The 16959-nt window shown below is 55.6% G+C and carries 10 protein-coding genes and 3 CRISPR repeat arrays (2 of these 13 cut by a window edge); of the genes, 8 read left to right on the plus strand and 2 right to left on the minus strand.

Annotated elements, in window-relative coordinates:
- Positions 1 to 576: a CRISPR direct-repeat array (repeat unit 37 nt; unit sequence GTTACTCCGCAGGGATCGCCTGCGGCCCCATTGAAGC); it begins 1148 nt to the left of the window's first position.
- A gap of 294 nt (positions 577 to 870) precedes the next feature.
- Entirely contained in the window at positions 871 to 1404 is a 534-nt protein-coding gene (locus JI721_RS09100) for a hypothetical protein (RefSeq protein WP_274454564.1), read from the minus strand.
- A gap of 181 nt (positions 1405 to 1585) precedes the next feature.
- On the opposite strand from JI721_RS09100, the gene JI721_RS09105 reads away from it, so the two are divergent.
- The 7 genes from JI721_RS09105 (at position 1586) to csb2 (ending at position 10397) form a co-directional block, all read left to right on the plus strand.
- A complete protein-coding gene (locus JI721_RS09105; protein WP_274454565.1) occupies positions 1586 to 1915 on the plus strand; it encodes a hypothetical protein in 330 nt (109 codons plus the stop codon).
- 28 nt (positions 1916 to 1943) lie between these two features.
- The gene (locus JI721_RS09110) at positions 1944 to 2231 is read left to right on the plus strand and encodes a hypothetical protein (protein WP_274454566.1); all 288 of its coding nucleotides are present in this window, start codon (positions 1944 to 1946) and stop codon (positions 2229 to 2231) included.
- Positions 2171 to 2713: a hypothetical protein gene (locus JI721_RS09115; protein ID WP_274454567.1), complete on the plus strand. Its 543-nt coding sequence runs from the start codon at positions 2171 to 2173 to the stop codon at positions 2711 to 2713. The genes JI721_RS09110 and JI721_RS09115 overlap by 61 nt, the downstream gene beginning before the upstream one ends.
- A gap of 369 nt (positions 2714 to 3082) precedes the next feature.
- On the plus strand, positions 3083 to 5629 hold the full coding sequence (cas3g, locus tag JI721_RS09120; protein WP_274454568.1) for a type I-G CRISPR-associated helicase/endonuclease Cas3g: 2547 nt from the start codon (positions 3083 to 3085) through the stop codon (positions 5627 to 5629).
- Positions 5613 to 7877: a type I-G CRISPR-associated protein Cas8g1/Csx17 gene (gene cas8g1, locus JI721_RS09125; protein ID WP_274454569.1), complete on the plus strand. Its 2265-nt coding sequence runs from the start codon at positions 5613 to 5615 to the stop codon at positions 7875 to 7877. The genes cas3g and cas8g1 overlap by 17 nt, the downstream gene beginning before the upstream one ends.
- Positions 7874 to 8824 carry a type I-G CRISPR-associated RAMP protein Csb1/Cas7g gene (cas7g, locus tag JI721_RS09130; protein ID WP_274454570.1) on the plus strand — a complete coding sequence of 317 codons (951 nt, stop codon included), beginning with the start codon at positions 7874 to 7876 and terminating at the stop codon, positions 8822 to 8824. Before cas8g1 ends, cas7g begins: the two co-directional genes overlap by 4 nt.
- 13 nt (positions 8825 to 8837) lie before the next feature.
- Positions 8838 to 10397 (plus strand): type I-G CRISPR-associated protein Csb2, encoded by a 1560-nt coding sequence (csb2, locus tag JI721_RS09135; RefSeq protein ID WP_274454571.1) that lies wholly within the window; start codon positions 8838 to 8840, stop codon positions 10395 to 10397.
- Positions 10398 to 10732: 335 nt separating this feature from the next.
- Positions 10733 to 12232: a CRISPR direct-repeat array (repeat unit 37 nt; unit sequence GTTACTCCGTGGGCATCGCCCGCGGCTCCGTTGAAGC).
- A 224-nt stretch (positions 12233 to 12456) separates the two neighbouring features.
- Here csb2 and JI721_RS09140 read toward each other — a convergent pair.
- Positions 12457 to 13332: a G1 family glutamic endopeptidase gene (locus tag JI721_RS09140; protein ID WP_274454572.1), complete on the minus strand. Its 876-nt coding sequence runs from the start codon at positions 13330 to 13332 to the stop codon at positions 12457 to 12459.
- A gap of 128 nt (positions 13333 to 13460) precedes the next feature.
- Between JI721_RS09140 and JI721_RS09145 the strand changes: the two genes are divergently transcribed.
- Positions 13461 to 13685 carry a hypothetical protein gene (locus tag JI721_RS09145; RefSeq protein WP_274454573.1) on the plus strand — a complete coding sequence of 75 codons (225 nt, stop codon included), beginning with the start codon at positions 13461 to 13463 and terminating at the stop codon, positions 13683 to 13685.
- A 297-nt stretch (positions 13686 to 13982) separates the two neighbouring features.
- Positions 13983 to 16959: a CRISPR direct-repeat array (repeat unit 37 nt; unit sequence GTTGCTCCGCAGGGATCGCCTGCGGCTCCATTGAAGC); it runs 3293 nt beyond the window's last position.

Consider the following 16959-nt stretch of genomic DNA (forward strand, 5'->3'; position numbering starts at 1 on the left):
CTGGAGCGCCTGGTCCATATGCGGTTACTCCGCAGGGATCGCCTGCGGCCCCATTGAAGCATTGCGATCCTCAAGGCGCACGGATGGGAACTGGACAGTTACTCCGCAGGGATCGCCTGCGGCCCCATTGAAGCCAGTGCCGACCGAAGGATAAGCCACTCTTTTCCTGAGTTACTCCGCAGGGATCGCCTGCGGCCCCATTGAAGCGCATCCATGGGATGGCTGAAAAACATCAAGTACGACGTTACTCCGCAGGGATCGCCTGCGGCCCAATTGAAGCGGTCGACGTCAAAGTCCATCACCTGCGGCAGGCACGTTACTCCGCAGGGATCGCCTGCGGCCCAATTGAAGCTTGGACAAGCATGATCTCCCTCGTATCCGACTGCACGAGTTACTCCGCAGGGATCGCCTGCGGCCCAATTGAAGCTCCATCGCTTCAACGAGCGTGCCATCCGTAAACCGCGTTACTCCGCAGGGATCGCCCGCGGCCCCATTGAAGCGTTCAAAATTGGATGCAGTCCAAGGGAGAGACAGTGGTCGTTACTCCGCAGGGATCGCCTGCGGCCCAATTGAAGCCGCCTCAGCTGACACCGAGGCCAAGTCTTCCGATCCGTTACTCAGCAGGGACCGCCTGCGGCTCTACGCCATACAAGTGTCGCAGAGTGGACTGGATATCTTGCGTGCTTACGCCGCGTGCGTACAGCGCGATGACAGATTCTTCGCCGCCGGTCGTCTCGCTCTTCGTGCCGTGTTTCGCGTGCCCCAGTTCGGTCCAAGTTCCGCTTGTCGGATTACTTGCATCGTGATCGGGCTGGCGAACACACTCGTACCGCTGGCTGTACACCTTCGATTGAAGGGTGGAGGCACAACTCACTGATAATTTGTAACCGTGGCTTCCAGCTTTGATAGGGAGGTTACATTCTTCAATGGCGAATTGTTGGTGACAGACGCTATGTTGTCACCGCTTTCCAAATCAAAGCGTCCTTGATAGGACCCTACGATTACGTATTGCTGATCTGGAATAGGGCGGGAATAGGGTGTCAAAAACAGGATGTATTGCTTTCCATCCTTCATTGGGTAAATATCGTCATTCACCGGACTGTTTGGTCCGCCTGTTTCCAATACTTCAATCGTCGAGCCCGGTCGTATATTTGTACCACGGAGTTCCTTAGAGACTATTAAATAGGTATCTGTGAATGTGACGCCATGGTAGGTGAACGATTTCCCCGAGAGTGCCTTGCCTTTTACTACATCAGAGCTATCCGAAATGAGTTGTCCTACCGATGAATACTCTCGAGCGAGTGTAGTATCGGTCCCGTGCCGTACTGTCTGACTTTGGCCGCAACCTGTCGCCGCAACTCCGATGAAAATGCATACTCCGATACCGAAAGCGATCTTCTTCACGATTTCCCCCCTTCAATTGTAAAGAGCCTCCCTGCCATTGATATCGTCCGTTTGTGGTGTATCTACTGTTCGACGATCGTATGGATACATGAGTACATTTATACTGTTGTTGCGGCCAAGTCCAATTGCATGTCTCATTAGTAGAGTCCAATTATATTGTGTAAAAGAGGTGAATGGACAAATGACCGACGAGTTGCATCGTAGGGTACACGAAGATGGAGAGAATATCACTGCTGAGGACTGGATGGCGTTTTATCAGCTCTATCCATCTGTTGAAGGGCGGAAGTTGAGCATTTCGCCGTGGAACATGGCTACGTCGAACGGTCACCTGTGGGAGCTGTGGAACGGTACTCCGTTTGATGAAGACGGCATCGAACGCGACCGACTCGCGATGTGCTTGGTCACTTCGATGGGGTTGCGTCGTTTCGTCGAATTGCTGCCGGAGCCTTCGAGAGTTGCGCTGCGGCGGGTGCTGGACGAGACGGAAGAACCAGAGAAGGCGCCAGGATGACAAATTCGTACATGAAAGGAGGCGCGTTATGACGACAGTCGCGGACGTGCAGAGGGAAGTTCGTGACTATTTCGACGGGATCGACTGGAATCCAGTCATCCAGCAGAACTGGGTTGAGGGATATCTCATGGCGCTTGACGCCCGTGGAAAGTCGGACGAGCTGTCTGATGCTTGGGAAGACATTCATGCGCTCATGCTGTACCTCGACCGGACGGATTATACCAGTATTTCGGAACTCCATGGCGGGAATACAGCGTGGCGCTGGAATCGATGCAGAGCCGCATCTGGGTCACCGACCCGTTCGAACTCAAGTTGAAGAATGCCAGGCGGTTGATTCGCCGATGGCGTGATTTTTACCAATGCCTTTCAGAGGCTGGATCGAGTTCCAAAGGCATTGACCTTGAACCGGTTGAACAGGCGTATCAATACATTTGCGGCAGCAACAAACGTCAACTGGTGAAGAAAATTCCGTACACGGGTGACGAGTTTTGGTCAGCTGTGACGAAAGGCGGCAGCAATGAGACGGTGACCTTCACCATGTCAGAGTTATGGATGATTCTCGTATACACAGAATCGGATGAATTTTGGTATAAGATTGAGAAAGAATTGAAGAGTGTGCCGAGTGCGCGAGAAAAGCGTGAGCGATTGCACACGCTTCGTGAAAAACTGCAACTGGCGGGATATCTCGACGATCTGATTCCATTCATTCAGGGTCAAGTGGACGAACAGGATTTCGAGGATGCGGAACGATGGTTTTATCTGAAACGCCTTCCAAGTAAGGGAGGCGGATTTGAATGAGCGAGGTGTGCACAACACCCGTGGGTCAATGGAGGGTACCATGTCATTGATGCCGGGCTTCGGTGCAAAGGGACGTTGGATTAAGCTAGGACAAGGGGCCGCGCCAACCGGCGCGGCGGTTTGTTCCTATGGCGGAAAATGTTCAGATGATCAAGCTCACTCTTCAATTGGGCCGCTTCACCCCTCGTCAAGATACCTGATTATATCATACAGTCGTATTCATGGTTATATTCGTGAGATTGATAATATGCCTTACTCTAAATTGACGAAGGCGATTTCCTGTTATATACTGTATACTGTGAATCGATATCAGAAACATCCGAAATAAACTACATCTACCTAAATTGGCTGAAGGGAGGTTTTCAATTGGTGGCGCCCCCGAACTATGAAGAGTTTTTCCAACGGGCCACGGGTAACATGCCCTATGATTACCAGAGAAAACTCGCTGAAGCGGCCGACTGGCCGCTGGCGGTTTCTGTGGGCACCGGACTGGGGAAGACCGCGGCTGTTTCCGTCGCGTGGATCTGGCGCCGGCGATTTGCTGATGAGAAGATCAGACGGACCACCCCTAGGCGGCTTGTCTATTGCCTGCCGCAGCGCTCCCTTGTTTACCAGACGAAGGAATCTATTCAGTCTTGGCTCCGCAATTTGGGACTAGCCATCCCTGAAGCGGACGCTATCGGGTCCGGGGCTGTCGACAAACTGGGAGGCCGTCAACTTGTGCACCCAGAAGGCGCTCCCATCCCGGTATATGTTCTCATGGGGGGAGAAACGCGGGGAGATTGGGATGTGCATCCTGAGCAAGACGCCATTCTCGTAGGGACTCAGGATCAATTGCTGTCGCGCGCTCTCAACAGGGGATATTCTATGAGTCGTTTTCGTTGGCCAATGCACTACGCTTTGCTAAATCAGGACTGTCTTTGGGTGGTCGATGAACCACAACTTTTTGGGGCAGATGCACTGGCGACGACCGCTCAATTGCAGGCGTTTCGACAGAAATTCGGTACCTTTGGCAGGACACAGACAGTTTGGATGTCCGCCACTTTCCAAATGGACTGGCTGTATACGGTCGACTTTGCAGAGATTGCGAAGCAAGGGCGATTGTTGGTGTTGCCTCCCGAAGACCTCGCGCGTGTACGAAAACGACGAGAGGCGCCCAAACCAGTGGTTGATGCGCCGCTCATCCTTTCCAAGGAAGCGCTTTTGTCGAAAGGAACTTCGAAGTATGCTTCGGCCTTGGCAGAGTTCACCTTGGCTCTCCACCAGCCTCAAACCGTAACGCTGGTAATTTGTAATCGCGTAGCGCGAGCGCAAGCCGTCTACGAGGCCCTGCGGAAATTGGGCAAAGACAAGTCTGAGCTTATGCTTCTGCACAGTCGGTATCGACAGGTGGACCGAGTGAGGCTCAACGAGGAACTTTTGTCCCTGCAAGGTCGTGATTGTATCGTGGTGGCCACTCAGGCTGTGGAGGCGGGCATTGACATCTCCGCCGAAACACTGGTCACCGAATTGGCCCCTTGGGCTTCACTGGTACAGCGATTTGGCCGGTGCAATCGGGATGGTAAAGCAAAGTCTCCTTCAGTCTCCGTCATTGATGTAGAGTTGGAGCCAGCATGTTGTGTTCCCTACGAAGTCGATGAACTCGCTGCGGCAAAGCGCAAAATGGCGGGGCTAGGGGACGTAGGGATACAGTATTTACCCGTTGTAGACGAAAAAATGAAAGCTCGCTACGTGATTCGACGACGCGATCTCTTGAATTTATTTGATACGACACCTGATTTGACGGGACGTGACATCGACATCTCTCCCTACATACGAAGCGGTACACAGCAGGATGTCGAAGTGTTTTGGCGTGCTTGGGAAGGTGATCGGCCGACGACCGTGAATCACAAGCCATCGACTGACGAAATTTGTCATGTTTCCATGTCGATGTTCAGGGACTACTTGGATAAGACCCACAAAGGGCAACAGCGGGTGGCTTGGACTTGGGACATCCTGTCAGGGGAATGGAAGGTGGTCACAAAAGACACCATCTATCCGGGGCAAACCATTCTATTGAATGCTCGTTTTGGCGGCTATTCCACCGAGTTGGGCTTTCTGGCGGATGATTGGACCCCTGTGCCCATTGACGAGGCGCTGACGTCACGGATACAACTGGAGGCGCACGATGGTGAGAACGACAATGCCAGTCGGGAGATCGCACAGCCGGTGACCTTGTCAGAGCATACGTCGGATGTGATCCGTCATGCGAATCGCCTCGCGGACCAGCTGCATCAGATGTCTCCATTCGAACACGTGTTGGAAGCGGCTCGGTATCACGACTGGGGCAAGCTGCACGAGGTATTTCAAGAAAAACTGAGGCGAAATCTCCCGCAGAATCGTGATTGGAGCCATCAGTTTCTAGCCAAGGGCGCTGGGGTGGATAAATCGGACTACCTGCGTAAAGGTTTTCGCCATGAGTTGGCTTCTGCACTTGCGTACCTGCAAACTCGACCGATGGAAACGCGCAACAATGACGATGTCCGCTTGGTGGCCTATTTGATTGCTGCTCATCACGGAAAGATTCGTCTCTCCATTCGGTCTGTGCCGACTGAGGAAGGTCCGCCGTTGGACAAGCTGCCGCGAGGGGCGGAACGGCCTCTGTTTGCTAGAGGCGTTTGGGAGGGCGATGTCCTTCCTGCGTACACCCTGGAAGACGGTTTCACATTCCCACAGGTAGCTCTTTCCTTAGCGGTGCTGGAGATGGGCGGAAGCGGTGACCGTAATTCACATGGCACGCGAAGTTGGACGGATGGGGCTCTGGCTTGTTTGCAAGCGTTGGGGCCGTTTCGACTAGCTTGGCTGGAAACGATGCTGCGCGTTGCAGATTGGCGAGCATCCGCGGAGGAGGCGGAACATCATGCCTCAGCAATTTGACATAGCGCTGACGGGCTGCAATCCCACACCACTCTCTGGATATTTGCGAGCACTTGCCGTGTTACGTCTGGTTGGAGAGCAGATTGATTCGGAGGCGCAGGGCTGGTGGGAACACGATGTCTTTCACTTGCGGTCGACCCTGGGACGGGAGGCGCTCATTCGCTTTTTCTCAGACCAGTACGTCCCGACGCCCATTCTTGCACCTTGGAATAGCGCAAGCGGGTTTTATCCCAAGCGCGCGAGCGCCTTTGAGGTTGTCATGGCGATGAGCGAGGCGCAAAGTGAACGGTTTGCTCCGTATCGCACTGCGATTGTAACGGCGAGACAGCTTGTCGCAGAGATGGGGCTGAAAGAGGGACCAGAAAAACAAGAGAAGACCAATTTGCTCGCGCTCTGCCGGAGTTGGCTGCCGGATGAGGCAGTGGAATGGCTGGACGCAGCGGTCGTGTTGACGGCTGACAATCCGCGGTTTCCACCACTGCTCGGAACTGGCGGTAACGATGGAAATTTGGAGTTCACGAACAACTTCATGCAGCGGCTGATTGATTTATTCGATCTCGACGCTGGGGTGCCGAAAGACAACAATATGCCTTGGCTGGAATCTGCATTGTTTGGAACGCTCGCATCCGACTTGCCATCCGTGTCTACCGGACAATTTTCGCCGGGATCGACGGGCGGTCCGAATGGACGGGCTGGATTCAAGGGCGCAGTGCTTGCGAACCCGTGGGAGTTCGTCCTGAATTTGGAGGGAGCGCTGGTTTTCGCAGCAGCTGCTACGAAGCGATTGGAGACGGCTCGTACGGCGGTTCTGAGCTATCCATTCACCGTCTATTCCGTCGGGGTCGGCAGCGGGGCCGTGAACGAGGTGGATGAGGCATCTTCCCGACCGGAAATGTGGATGCCACTCTGGAACCGTCCGGCTTCCTACCGCGAGATTTCACATGTATTCCAAGAGGGGAGGGTTGACGTGAAGGGCCGCCCAGTGCGTGACGGACTCGACTTTGCTCGAGCCTGTGCAGCCCTGGCGGTTGACAGGGGCATTGACAGCTTTCAACGATACGCGTTCGTGCAGCGCTCAGGGAATATGTACTTGGCCGCGCCCTTGAACCGCTTCGTCGTCGCGCGGCGTCCGCAAGCAGATATACTCTCGGAACTTGATCGGGGCAACTGGCTGAATCGTTTTGGGGCCTATGCGCGCAAGAGCGGAGCACACAGTATCCAGTCCGCTTACCAGCAGATTCGCGAGGCGATGTTCCAACTTTGCGCGCACGGCGGGGGACCAAGAGTGCAGGCGTTGTTAATCGCGCTGGGGAAGGCGGAGCGTTTGCTGGCGAAAAATTCGGCTGCACTTACGGAAATCCGTACACCACTGACATTGAACAGCACTAGGTGGCTTGAATATGCGGACGACGGATCGGCCGAATTCGAACTTGCGGCGGCCATCGCTGGGTGGCACACGCACGACATGCCGCATGTTCGCGCGTATTTCACGCCGGTCGCCGCTCGCAATCCGAAAGCTTGGAGCGACGTCGTTGAGCCGAGAGTGATTTGGAAGGACAGCGATTTGACGCGCAACTTAATTCAATTGCTGCATCGGCGGATACTGGACGCGGACGTACACAGGAAGGAATCAACGAATCATCCAGCAGACGGCGAAAAACGCGGTGACTTAGTCCAGAGGGAAAACACCACGGCTCACAGTACCGATAAGCCATTTGGCGGATACGTTACGGCGTCGCTTCCAAGTGTGATTCGCTTTCTTGTTGGCGAGGTGGACGACCAGCGCATTATGGATCTCGTGTGGGGACTGCTGCCATTGTCGGCGACGGATGCCTTGAAGACATGGGCATTTTCCCGACCTCGTCGAAGGGTACGCAACATGGACATCCCGCATGTGCCATGGACCTATGCAGTGACTCGACTGGTTTCGACGCCTGACGAAACACTGCGGCGTGCTCTAAATCTTCTCGATTCGGTGCGGATCCCGATGCCGAGGGAGCTGTTGGCGCTCCTGACATCGGACAGCCACAGCGGCATCGACAGAGCCACTGTGACGGCAGTCCGACGGCTTCGCATCAGTGGTTTTGGTATGGACAACAAACATTTCCAAGTGGTCTCGCGAGGATTGTCCGGGCGGCGGTGTGCTGCAGCACTTGCCTTTCCCTTGAGTTATGCAGATTTAGGTTACCTGAGGAAACTGGTTCATGTAGAAGCGCAAAATTCGAATGAAGAGGAGAGATCTCAATGAATGTGTTTGAAGCATTGAATGGTGTCTCGAGACTGCTGTTGGAAGCTGAGCTCAAGCCTTTGCAAGGCACACGTTTTCAACCGACTGGTTTTCCGGATTTGGGGGCTGCGGAGTACGACAGTCCACAGGAAGGAATTCGCATGCTGTTGGTCGAGTCTGCACAAAGCATGGCAAATCGACTTGAAAACGTATGTTGGGACGAGGCGGAGGATGACTGGGTGCCGCCGCTGCGCGGTATACCGTTTGTGAGAGTGAGAAATGAGAACGGTGAATCACTGACCAACTCCGTATTGGAGGCACACCGATTGAACTCACCGTACATCCTTGAGGGTGCTGATAAATCAGTCTTGGAGCGCCTGAAGAAAGAATTGGTGACGTTGGAATCGGGCCCAGTGGACCTTCGAAAGCTTGCCGAGGTCGTGTTTCGCTATGATACCAATGCCCTGGTTCACGGGTTGTTCTTGGCAAAGAAGGAACTCGCGGGTGGTCGCTTACGTTTGCCGCGCGTACTTTCATCATTCATCGAGGCGGAGGATGTGAAAGTAGCTCAGTCAGGCGGTGTAAAGAACGATCGTGTTGATCCAAAGGGGTCGACCAGTGACGGCTTCGGCAACGTGCCGTTTCACCGCGAGGAATATACCGCGAAGCGCATCGTAGCATATTTCAATATCGATTTGGCTCAGATTCACTCTTTTGGTCTTGGAGAAGCGGCAGAAGACTTCCTGATAGCCTTTTCGCTGTATAAGATTCGACGGTTGCTTGCAACTGGGTTAAGGCTCCGTACAGCCTGTGATTTGACATGCGAATCTCTCGCTGCGACGAACCCGGACGGATGGGTTATACCGACGCTTGCCGAACTGGAACAAATGTTGCCTGACATGGTTGAGGCGTTGACGAAAGCGGGCAAATTCGGGGATGTGTTGACCGTAGAATACCGGAAAAAGTGAGGTGGATGGCGTGATGGTTGGCATAGAATTTCGGTTTCCGGGTGGACAGTATCACGCCACGCCATGGCAGCGTCATGTGAACGAGGCGGATGTGGAGTGGCCGCCTTCGCCATGGAGAATTTTGCGCTCACTCATTGCTGTTTGGCATCGAAAAGCCGTATATGAGGAATTTTCAACTGAGACGTTAAGGAATCTGATTGATGCGCTGTCGAGCAGTCATCCAGAATATGCTCTGCCGCCAGCAGTCCATACGAATGTCCGCCACTATATGCCCATCGGGGGCGGAGGCACAACACTGGTCTACGACGGATTTTTGCGTCTGGATCGCGATGCTGTCCTAGTGGTGCGATGGCCTGACGTAAATCTGAATGATGCGGAGACCCGATTGCTCAAACGGTTGGTGGACAAGCTTGCCTATCTTGGGCGAGCTGAAAGCTGGGTCGAGGCAAATTTCGTCGATGTTTTTCGTGGTGAGGCAAACTGTTTCCCTGTCGAACAGTCCGCGAAGACTCTTGTCGATGTAGACCGTTCAGCCGCATCGAACGATATGAAAGAGTTTACGAAGGTGCTTGTCCCGATGTCTCATGGTGAGTTTAAGAAGTGGCGAGAGAATGAGGAACGCACATCAAGCAAAAAACAGTCGAGTCGAAGCAAACGGTTTGAACTTGCGGAAGACTTGCTGGAAGCACTTTCGGTGGATACCAATGATTTGGAGCGTGCTGGTCGCCTGCAGCCTCCCGGCTCACAGTGGGTCATGTACGAGCGGCCGGTTCTCGATGAATTCAGAGGGACTCATGCGATCCCGGCCGTTCGAGACCGTTCGGAAAGATATCATGCTGCGCGGTTTGCCATCGTTCACGATCGGTTACCGAGATTATTGCAAACGCTCGACGTGGCGGACATTTTACACATGGCGATTCTATCCATATGCGGTGATGCTGTTCCGACCATCGTGAGTGGACGTGACGCAGAGGGAAACTTGAGTGTCGGTCATCGGCATTTGTACATTTTACCCGAAGATGCGGATGCGGATGGGCGACTCGAGCATATCACGCTTTATTCGTCTGAACCGTTCCCGCCTGAATTGGTAAATTCCCTTTTGAAATTGAGGAAAATCTGGACACCGCTTTGGTGGTCGGGTGAGAGAAGAGAATGGCCACTGTACTTGGAGGGATTTTCCGAAGTACGGGCGCACGATACGGACGGGCGATCTCAGGAAGCACTGCCTCTGTTGCAAGCGGCGCGTGTGTGGAGGACCTGCACACCTTATTTGCACCCGTGGCATGTCAAGCGAAATGGAAGGTTCGGCCCGGAAGAACAGATTCGTCGAGAACTTGCGACCCGCGGCTTGCCATCACCAGTTCGCGTAGAGAGACTACCGGCGGTGAAGGTAAGAGGACGTGAGTATCAAACGATTCAGTTTCAACGATATCGCAGATCTAAGAAAATGAATCTGCCGGACACGCTTGGATCATTTTGGGAAATTGAATTCGCCGAAAAGGTTCCTGGGCCCATCGCACTGGGAGCGCACTGTCACTTTGGATTGGGATTGTTTGTTCCGAGGAAGAGTTGAGCAATCAGGGTGTTCTTCAACGTAATTTTCAGTCAAACGTGGCATTGGCTAAAAGCGGGCTGAATAGGAGTCAGACCTGTTACGGGGGCCAGCCTGTTCGAATTCGGGGTGGCCCCGTTCTATCATGTGTCTGAAAGGGGGGAGTGCAGCATGTCCGGCGCGAACCATCAGTGCGTGTACTCCTCTTGCTACTTTCGTGCGAATGGTCAATCTGCAATTTGTATGTGTTTACGTGCCAAGCTGATTCATGTTCTGAGCGTCGCTCGATCCCTGCAACCCGGGTTCGCGCTTTTCGGCGAATTTGACGCATCACTGCAGGCCCGAGCAATGGTGCGGTTACTCCGTGGGCATCGCCCGCGGCTCCGTTGAAGCTCATGAGGATACCCCTTTCTGCGCCTCGTATTCGGCTGTTACTCCGTGGGCATCGCCCGCGGCTCCGTTGAAGCCGCGTGTGCCTAATCACCCAACGAACGCACGAACGAGGTTACTCCGTGGGCATCGCCCGCGGCTCCGTTGAAGCCATCTCACGCATACATTAAACCATCCTAACTGTGAGGTTACTCCGTGGGCATCGCCCGCGGCTCCGTTGAAGCAACCTCACGGGAACGCTGTCGGCCGAGGCTCCCTAGTTACTCCGTGGGCATCGCCCGCGGCTCCGTTGAAGCTGCAATAGCGGTGACGATAGCCAGAACGGTGTGATTGTTACTCCGTGGGCATCGCCCGCGGCTCCGTTGAAGCCTTCGGAGACACACGTAAGCCGTATTTGGGAGGGCGTTACTCCGTGGGCATCGCCCGCGGCTCCGTTGAAGCACCATCATGATCACAAGTTCAAAATGATACAGGGAGTTACTCCGTGGGCATCGCCCGCGGCTCCGTTGAAGCCAACTCGGCGAGCTTTGGCGAGTGCAACACGGTCGCGTTACTCCGTGGGCATCGCCCGCGGCTCCGTTGAAGCGCGACAAACCACGGTTCGTCGTTCATCATCACGACGTTACTCCGTGGGCATCGCCCGCGGCTCCGTTGAAGCAAACTCGCGTCTGCGTCCGGTGACGTCACTATAACGGTTACTCCGTGGGCATCGCCCGCGGCTCCGTTGAAGCAAACTCGCGTCTGCGTCCGGTGACGTCACTATAACGGTTACTCCGTGGGCATCGCCCGCGGCTCCGTTGAAGCCCGACTGATGTCCGGCCACCGACGACGATAAGGTCTCCGTTACTCCGTGGGCATCGCCCGCGGCTCCGTTGAAGCATGATGACTGCGTGATTGCGCTGGCTCTGGCGGCTGTTACTCCGTGGGCATCGCCCGCGGCTCCGTTGAAGCCCACTGTTTTCGTACTTCTTCCGCGCCTATCAAGTGGTTACTCCGTGGGCATCGCCCGCGGCTCCGTTGAAGCAAGTCGAGTCACATTACTGAGGCGTTTCAGAAACTCGTTACTCCGTGGGCATCGCCCGCGGCTCCGTTGAAGCGTCCAGATGACCTAGTGTCCGCGTGGAGAGGTACTGTTGTTACTCCGTGGGCATCGCCCGCGGCTCCGTTGAAGCTCGACGGCGGCATCAACGATGTCTCCGGGGATGATGCGTTACTCCGCGGGCATCGCCTGCGGCTCCGTTGAAGCCCAGGTGCGCATTTTGCTACATTCCCGCCTGCGCTCATGTTACTCCGCGGGCATCGCCTGCGGCTCCGTTGAAGCGGCGAGCTGAAGGACAACCTGGACGAGCTGGAGGAGTTACTCCGCGGGCATCGCCTGCGGCTCCGTTGAAGCAGCTTCGGCGCCTTCTCCGTGTACGCGACGATGACAGTTACTCCGCGGGCATCGCCTGCGGCTCCGTTGAAGCTATCGCGATAGAAATGGTGATGGCACAGCAGAGCAAGGTCACTCCCCAGGCATCGCCTGCGGCCCAGTTCACCCGTTTTGAGATTAAGATCAACGGATTCGCGTATCTCAACAACCACCGGCGGGCCGTGGCGGCCTAAGAATATGGGGCCCACGGGGGCCACCAAACGCTTTCTCGCGATTTGGTGGCCCCCAATTGAAGCGTGGGTCCATTCATGCTGCAGATTAGGATGCCGGCGGAGCCGGTTGCGTGGAGCCGTATGCCACGTTGAAGCCGTCTGTATCCGAATCAGGGTTGGATGGATAGGAGATGATTTGCGTGCCGGAATTGTTGACCATGGCGCCTGATTCTGAGGAGGTGAAGCCAGGATTGCTGCCATTGACACTGGCGGGATCGAACGTCGTTTCTCCATAATTGGCCAGTGTGGAGAGGCGGTTTCCGACCATGGGCCGTTCTTGTATCCACTCTGCGGAGGATTGGGGACCGCTGTAAGCCTGGGTGGTTGAGAAGGTTTCGTTCCGTGTGATGTCTTTGATCTCGATGAGCCACTGGCCGTTGCCTTCATTTTGGATGTCGGCATACATTTCGTCGCCTGGCTCGACGGTCATGGAGATGGGCGTTTCCGCGGCCGGGAGGATTTCCCACCAAGCTCCGTAGTGGGCTGACCCATTGTAGTAATCCTGCTCGGTTCCGGTTTGAATCAAATCGCTGTCATTATATCCATCAATTCCAATCCACGAGGATGAGTAGGTGGCGCTCTTCGAGGACTGTACCGTGGGCACGACCCAGTATCCGGTGATGCTGTTGTAGGTCCCTCCGGAGAGGACATAGCCTGACCAGTTGGTGGACTCCCAGCCTAGATTGTGCGTTTTGCTGCTGGAGCTGGCGTTCGATCCCGTTGTTAAATGACCGCGGATCATTGGCGCGTTGCTGATGAGTGGAGCGGCTTGCGTAGGTAAAGAGGGACACAGAAGAACACCCAAGCCCATCGTCGACAATACAATACCGGCTGCTTTGGAACCCCTTTTCATAACAATCACCTCAATCGCTAGATATTGTATAAACGCTTTTAAACTAGCACCGGAAGACGACTGGCTCACGAGCCTGCAGTCCCTGTCCTCATGGGACTTTTGTCCCGCTTTTCTGAAAATATTTTCGCGTGGTTTCGACATGAAACGGAATCAATGTATGCGCCGGACGTACTGATGATGTCGACAGATGCTCCGCGATGCGCGCCCGAAACGAAGAGCGGCTTGACGGAGATGGGGTGTGTCCGTTGGAGGCGTATGCGGATGTTGGCGTGGACTACGACAAACGGAACGAGCGGGAGGCGACAGCTGAAGATTCGGCGGTTGCTCTGGCGGGCGTCCGGTCGCGATTTGACCATGGACGGCTGTCGTGTGATCCCGATTTGACGATGGACACCGACGCATACATTGGATGTCCTGCGTAATTGAACCAGCCCCTGCGCTGCCGTGGGGGCAAGCGTGTTGGCACGAATGCATCATGTGTGTTCATCACAACCTGTGTGATAGCAATGTGAGCGAGCTGCGAGGAGGTCTTGATTTGACGGTGCGCGAACCTGAAGTGGTGGTAAAATACAGGGAGATTCGCGCTTTGTATATCTTCGGGCTGGAAGCGCATTTCGTTGGTGACTTTGTGTGGACGCCGGATCCGAATCCAGTAAAGCGACGGGGGTTCGCGCATGTGGCTCGATATACCGCATCACGGCTAGGGTCAGACCGGTGCGGTTGCTCCGCAGGGATCGCCTGCGGCTCCATTGAAGGATTAAGGAGGGTTGGCGGTGAGTAAAGAGCAACACGTTGCTCCGCAGGGATCGCCTGCGGCTCCATTGAAGGATGTAGGCGTCAATCAGCACGTACACTGTTGAGTCCGTTGCTCCGCAGGGATCGCCTGCGGCTCCATTGAAGGTATTCCAATAGTCCGCCCATGCTGACACCGTAGGTAGCGGTTGCTCCGCAGGGATCGCCTGCGGCTCCATTGAAGGAAATTCGACGCAATGGGAAGGGTTACCCACTACTCAAGTTGCTCCGCAGGGATCGCCTGCGGCTCCATTGAAGGTTGTGTTCGCTTTGCGAATCATGTTATGCCCACGTTGCTCCGCAGGGATCGCCTGCGGCTCCATTGAAGCGTGTCCGGAATCTCGGCGTCAATCTCGGCCCGTGCTGTTGCTCCGCAGGGATCGCCTGCGGCTCCATTGAAGCTCTTTCCGAAATCAACGTACATCTACGACGAGATGCGTTGCTCCGCAGGGATCGCCTGCGGCTCCATTGAAGCACGATCCTCGTCTGAGACGCCCCCCTGCGGCAATGTTGTTGCTCCGCAGGGATCGCCTGCGGCTCCATTGAAGCGATACCAAAGCATTTCAGGAAGCGCACCCTGACCTCGTTGCTCCGCAGGGATCGCCTGCGGCTCCATTGAAGCATTCTGTCGGCGAGCACCCGGCTCACCGACTCCCCAGTTGCTCCGCAGGGATCGCCTGCGGCTCCATTGAAGCGCAGATGTGAAGGCCGTCATGATAGGCTCTTGTTCGGTTGCTCCGCAGGGATCGCCTGCGGCTCCATTGAAGCATATAGCATAGAGGAGACGACTATAATCCAACCCGAGTTGCTCCGCAGGGATCGCCTGCGGCTCCATTGAAGCCAAGTTACCCAACGCCATGATTTGATCTCGAATTCGCGTTGCTCCGCAGGGATCGCCTGCGGCTCCATTGAAGCTACGAGTTCCTGTTCGCGGCGTTCCGGAATCTCTACGTTGCTCCGCAGGGATCGCCTGCGGCTCCATTGAAGCAAGCTTCCATGGATAATCTCGCCAAATCGCAGGGCGTTGCTCCGCAGGGATCGCCTGCGGCTCCATTGAAGCTGATTTGTTTTTGCTTGGAATTTGCAATAAAACCATGTTGCTCCGCAGGGATCGCCTGCGGCTCCATTGAAGCTCTACATCGGGTTTGATATAGTCATATATCACCGCGTTGCTCCGCAGGGATCGCCTGCGGCTCCATTGAAGCCAAAAATCTTGTTACTCCCACACCATGGACAGACAGTTGCTCCGCAGGGATCGCCTGCGGCTCCATTGAAGCAGATTGGAAAAGAAATGAAAACATTGAACTTGTGGGGTTGCTCCGCAGGGATCGCCTGCGGCTCCATTGAAGCCTCCCCTCACGCGCTCCCCATCTGGACGTGTCCACCATGTTGCTCCGCAGGGATCGCCTGCGGCTCCATTGAAGCGTCTCTCGTAGGTGTTGGCAGACTCCATCATGCGTGTTGCTCCGCAGGGATCGCCTGCGGCTCCATTGAAGCATCCGTTAGGTCGGACCACTGCTTGTCTGTGAAGTCGTTGCTCCGCAGGGATCGCCTGCGGCTCCATTGAAGCGGTTCCCCGTGTAGCCGATCTCGCCGCGCAGGGCTTGTTGCTCCGCAGGGATCGCCTGCGGCTCCATTGAAGCGTGTTGCCGAGATTCGAGGCCCACTGCGCGAAATCTGTTGCTCCGCAGGGATCGCCTGCGGCTCCATTGAAGCCGCCTTGTCGGCCGCCGTCATCGCCGCCTCAATCTGGTTGCTCCGCAGGGATCGCCTGCGGCTCCATTGAAGCGTGCCGGTTACTCGCCTAAAACCGCGCAGGAGCAAGGTTGCTCCGCAGGGATCGCCTGCGGCTCCATTGAAGCTTGGTAACTGTGACGTCGATATAGCGGCCGGGTTCGTTGCTCCGCAGGGATCGCCTGCGGCTCCATTGAAGCTTCATTCCGCGATGCCTCCTTGCCAGCGTTTTTCGCCGTTGCTCCGCAGGGATCGCCTGCGGCTCCATTGAAGCACGAATACCTTGCGGGGCCTTTTCCATTGCAAAGGCGTTGCTCCGCAGGGATCGCCTGCGGCTCCATTGAAGCTAAAAGCCTTTGTAGCGCATGATTTTATACTCCAAGTTGCTCCGCAGGGATCGCCTGCGGCTCCATTGAAGCGAGATCGCCATGTGGGGGCCGAGGCTTGGGCGCAGTGTTGCTCCGCAGGGATCGCCTGCGGCTCCATTGAAGCGCTTATCATCGGAAGCGGTTCTGCTACTCAGACAGTGTTGCTCCGCAGGGATCGCCTGCGGCTCCATTGAAGCTCCAGCCATGCCTTAAGCTGTGTCAGACTGTTAGGGGTTGCTCCGCAGGGATCGCCTGCGGCTCCATTGAAGCCGGGCTTATGCGCCACGCAGTCGAAAGAGTACATGCTTGTTGCTCCGCAGGGATCGCCTGCGGCTCCATTGAAGCCTGTCTCGGAAGTACGCCTCCAGCGCCTCTAAACTCGTTGCTCCGCAGGGATCGCCTGCGGCTCCATTGAAGCGGATTTCGTCACTTTTCCGAAAACCTCCAGCAAAATGTTGCTCCGCAGGGATCGCCTGCGGCTCCATTGAAGCCCTGAGATACCGGGGACGGAGCCTGTGTCGCTGTAGTTGCTCCGCAGGGATCGCCTGCGGCTCCATTGAAGCCGAGAACTGTGTCATGGAGTTGGCAAACGTAGACCGGTTGCTCCGCAGGGATCGCCTGCGGCTCCATTGAAGCCTTGCGATACTCCGGGAATCGTCGCTTACGTCCATATGTTGCTCCGCAGGGATCGCCTGCGGCTCCATTGAAGCCGGAATCAACGGGCCTTCCCATGGGGCAACACCTTCGTTGCTCCGCAGGGATCGCCTGCGGCTCCATTGAAGCAGCTAACGCACCACGAATG

This window comes from Alicyclobacillus cycloheptanicus (assembly GCF_028751525.1).
GTDB lineage: Bacteria > Bacillota > Bacilli > Alicyclobacillales > Alicyclobacillaceae > Alicyclobacillus_L > Alicyclobacillus_L cycloheptanicus.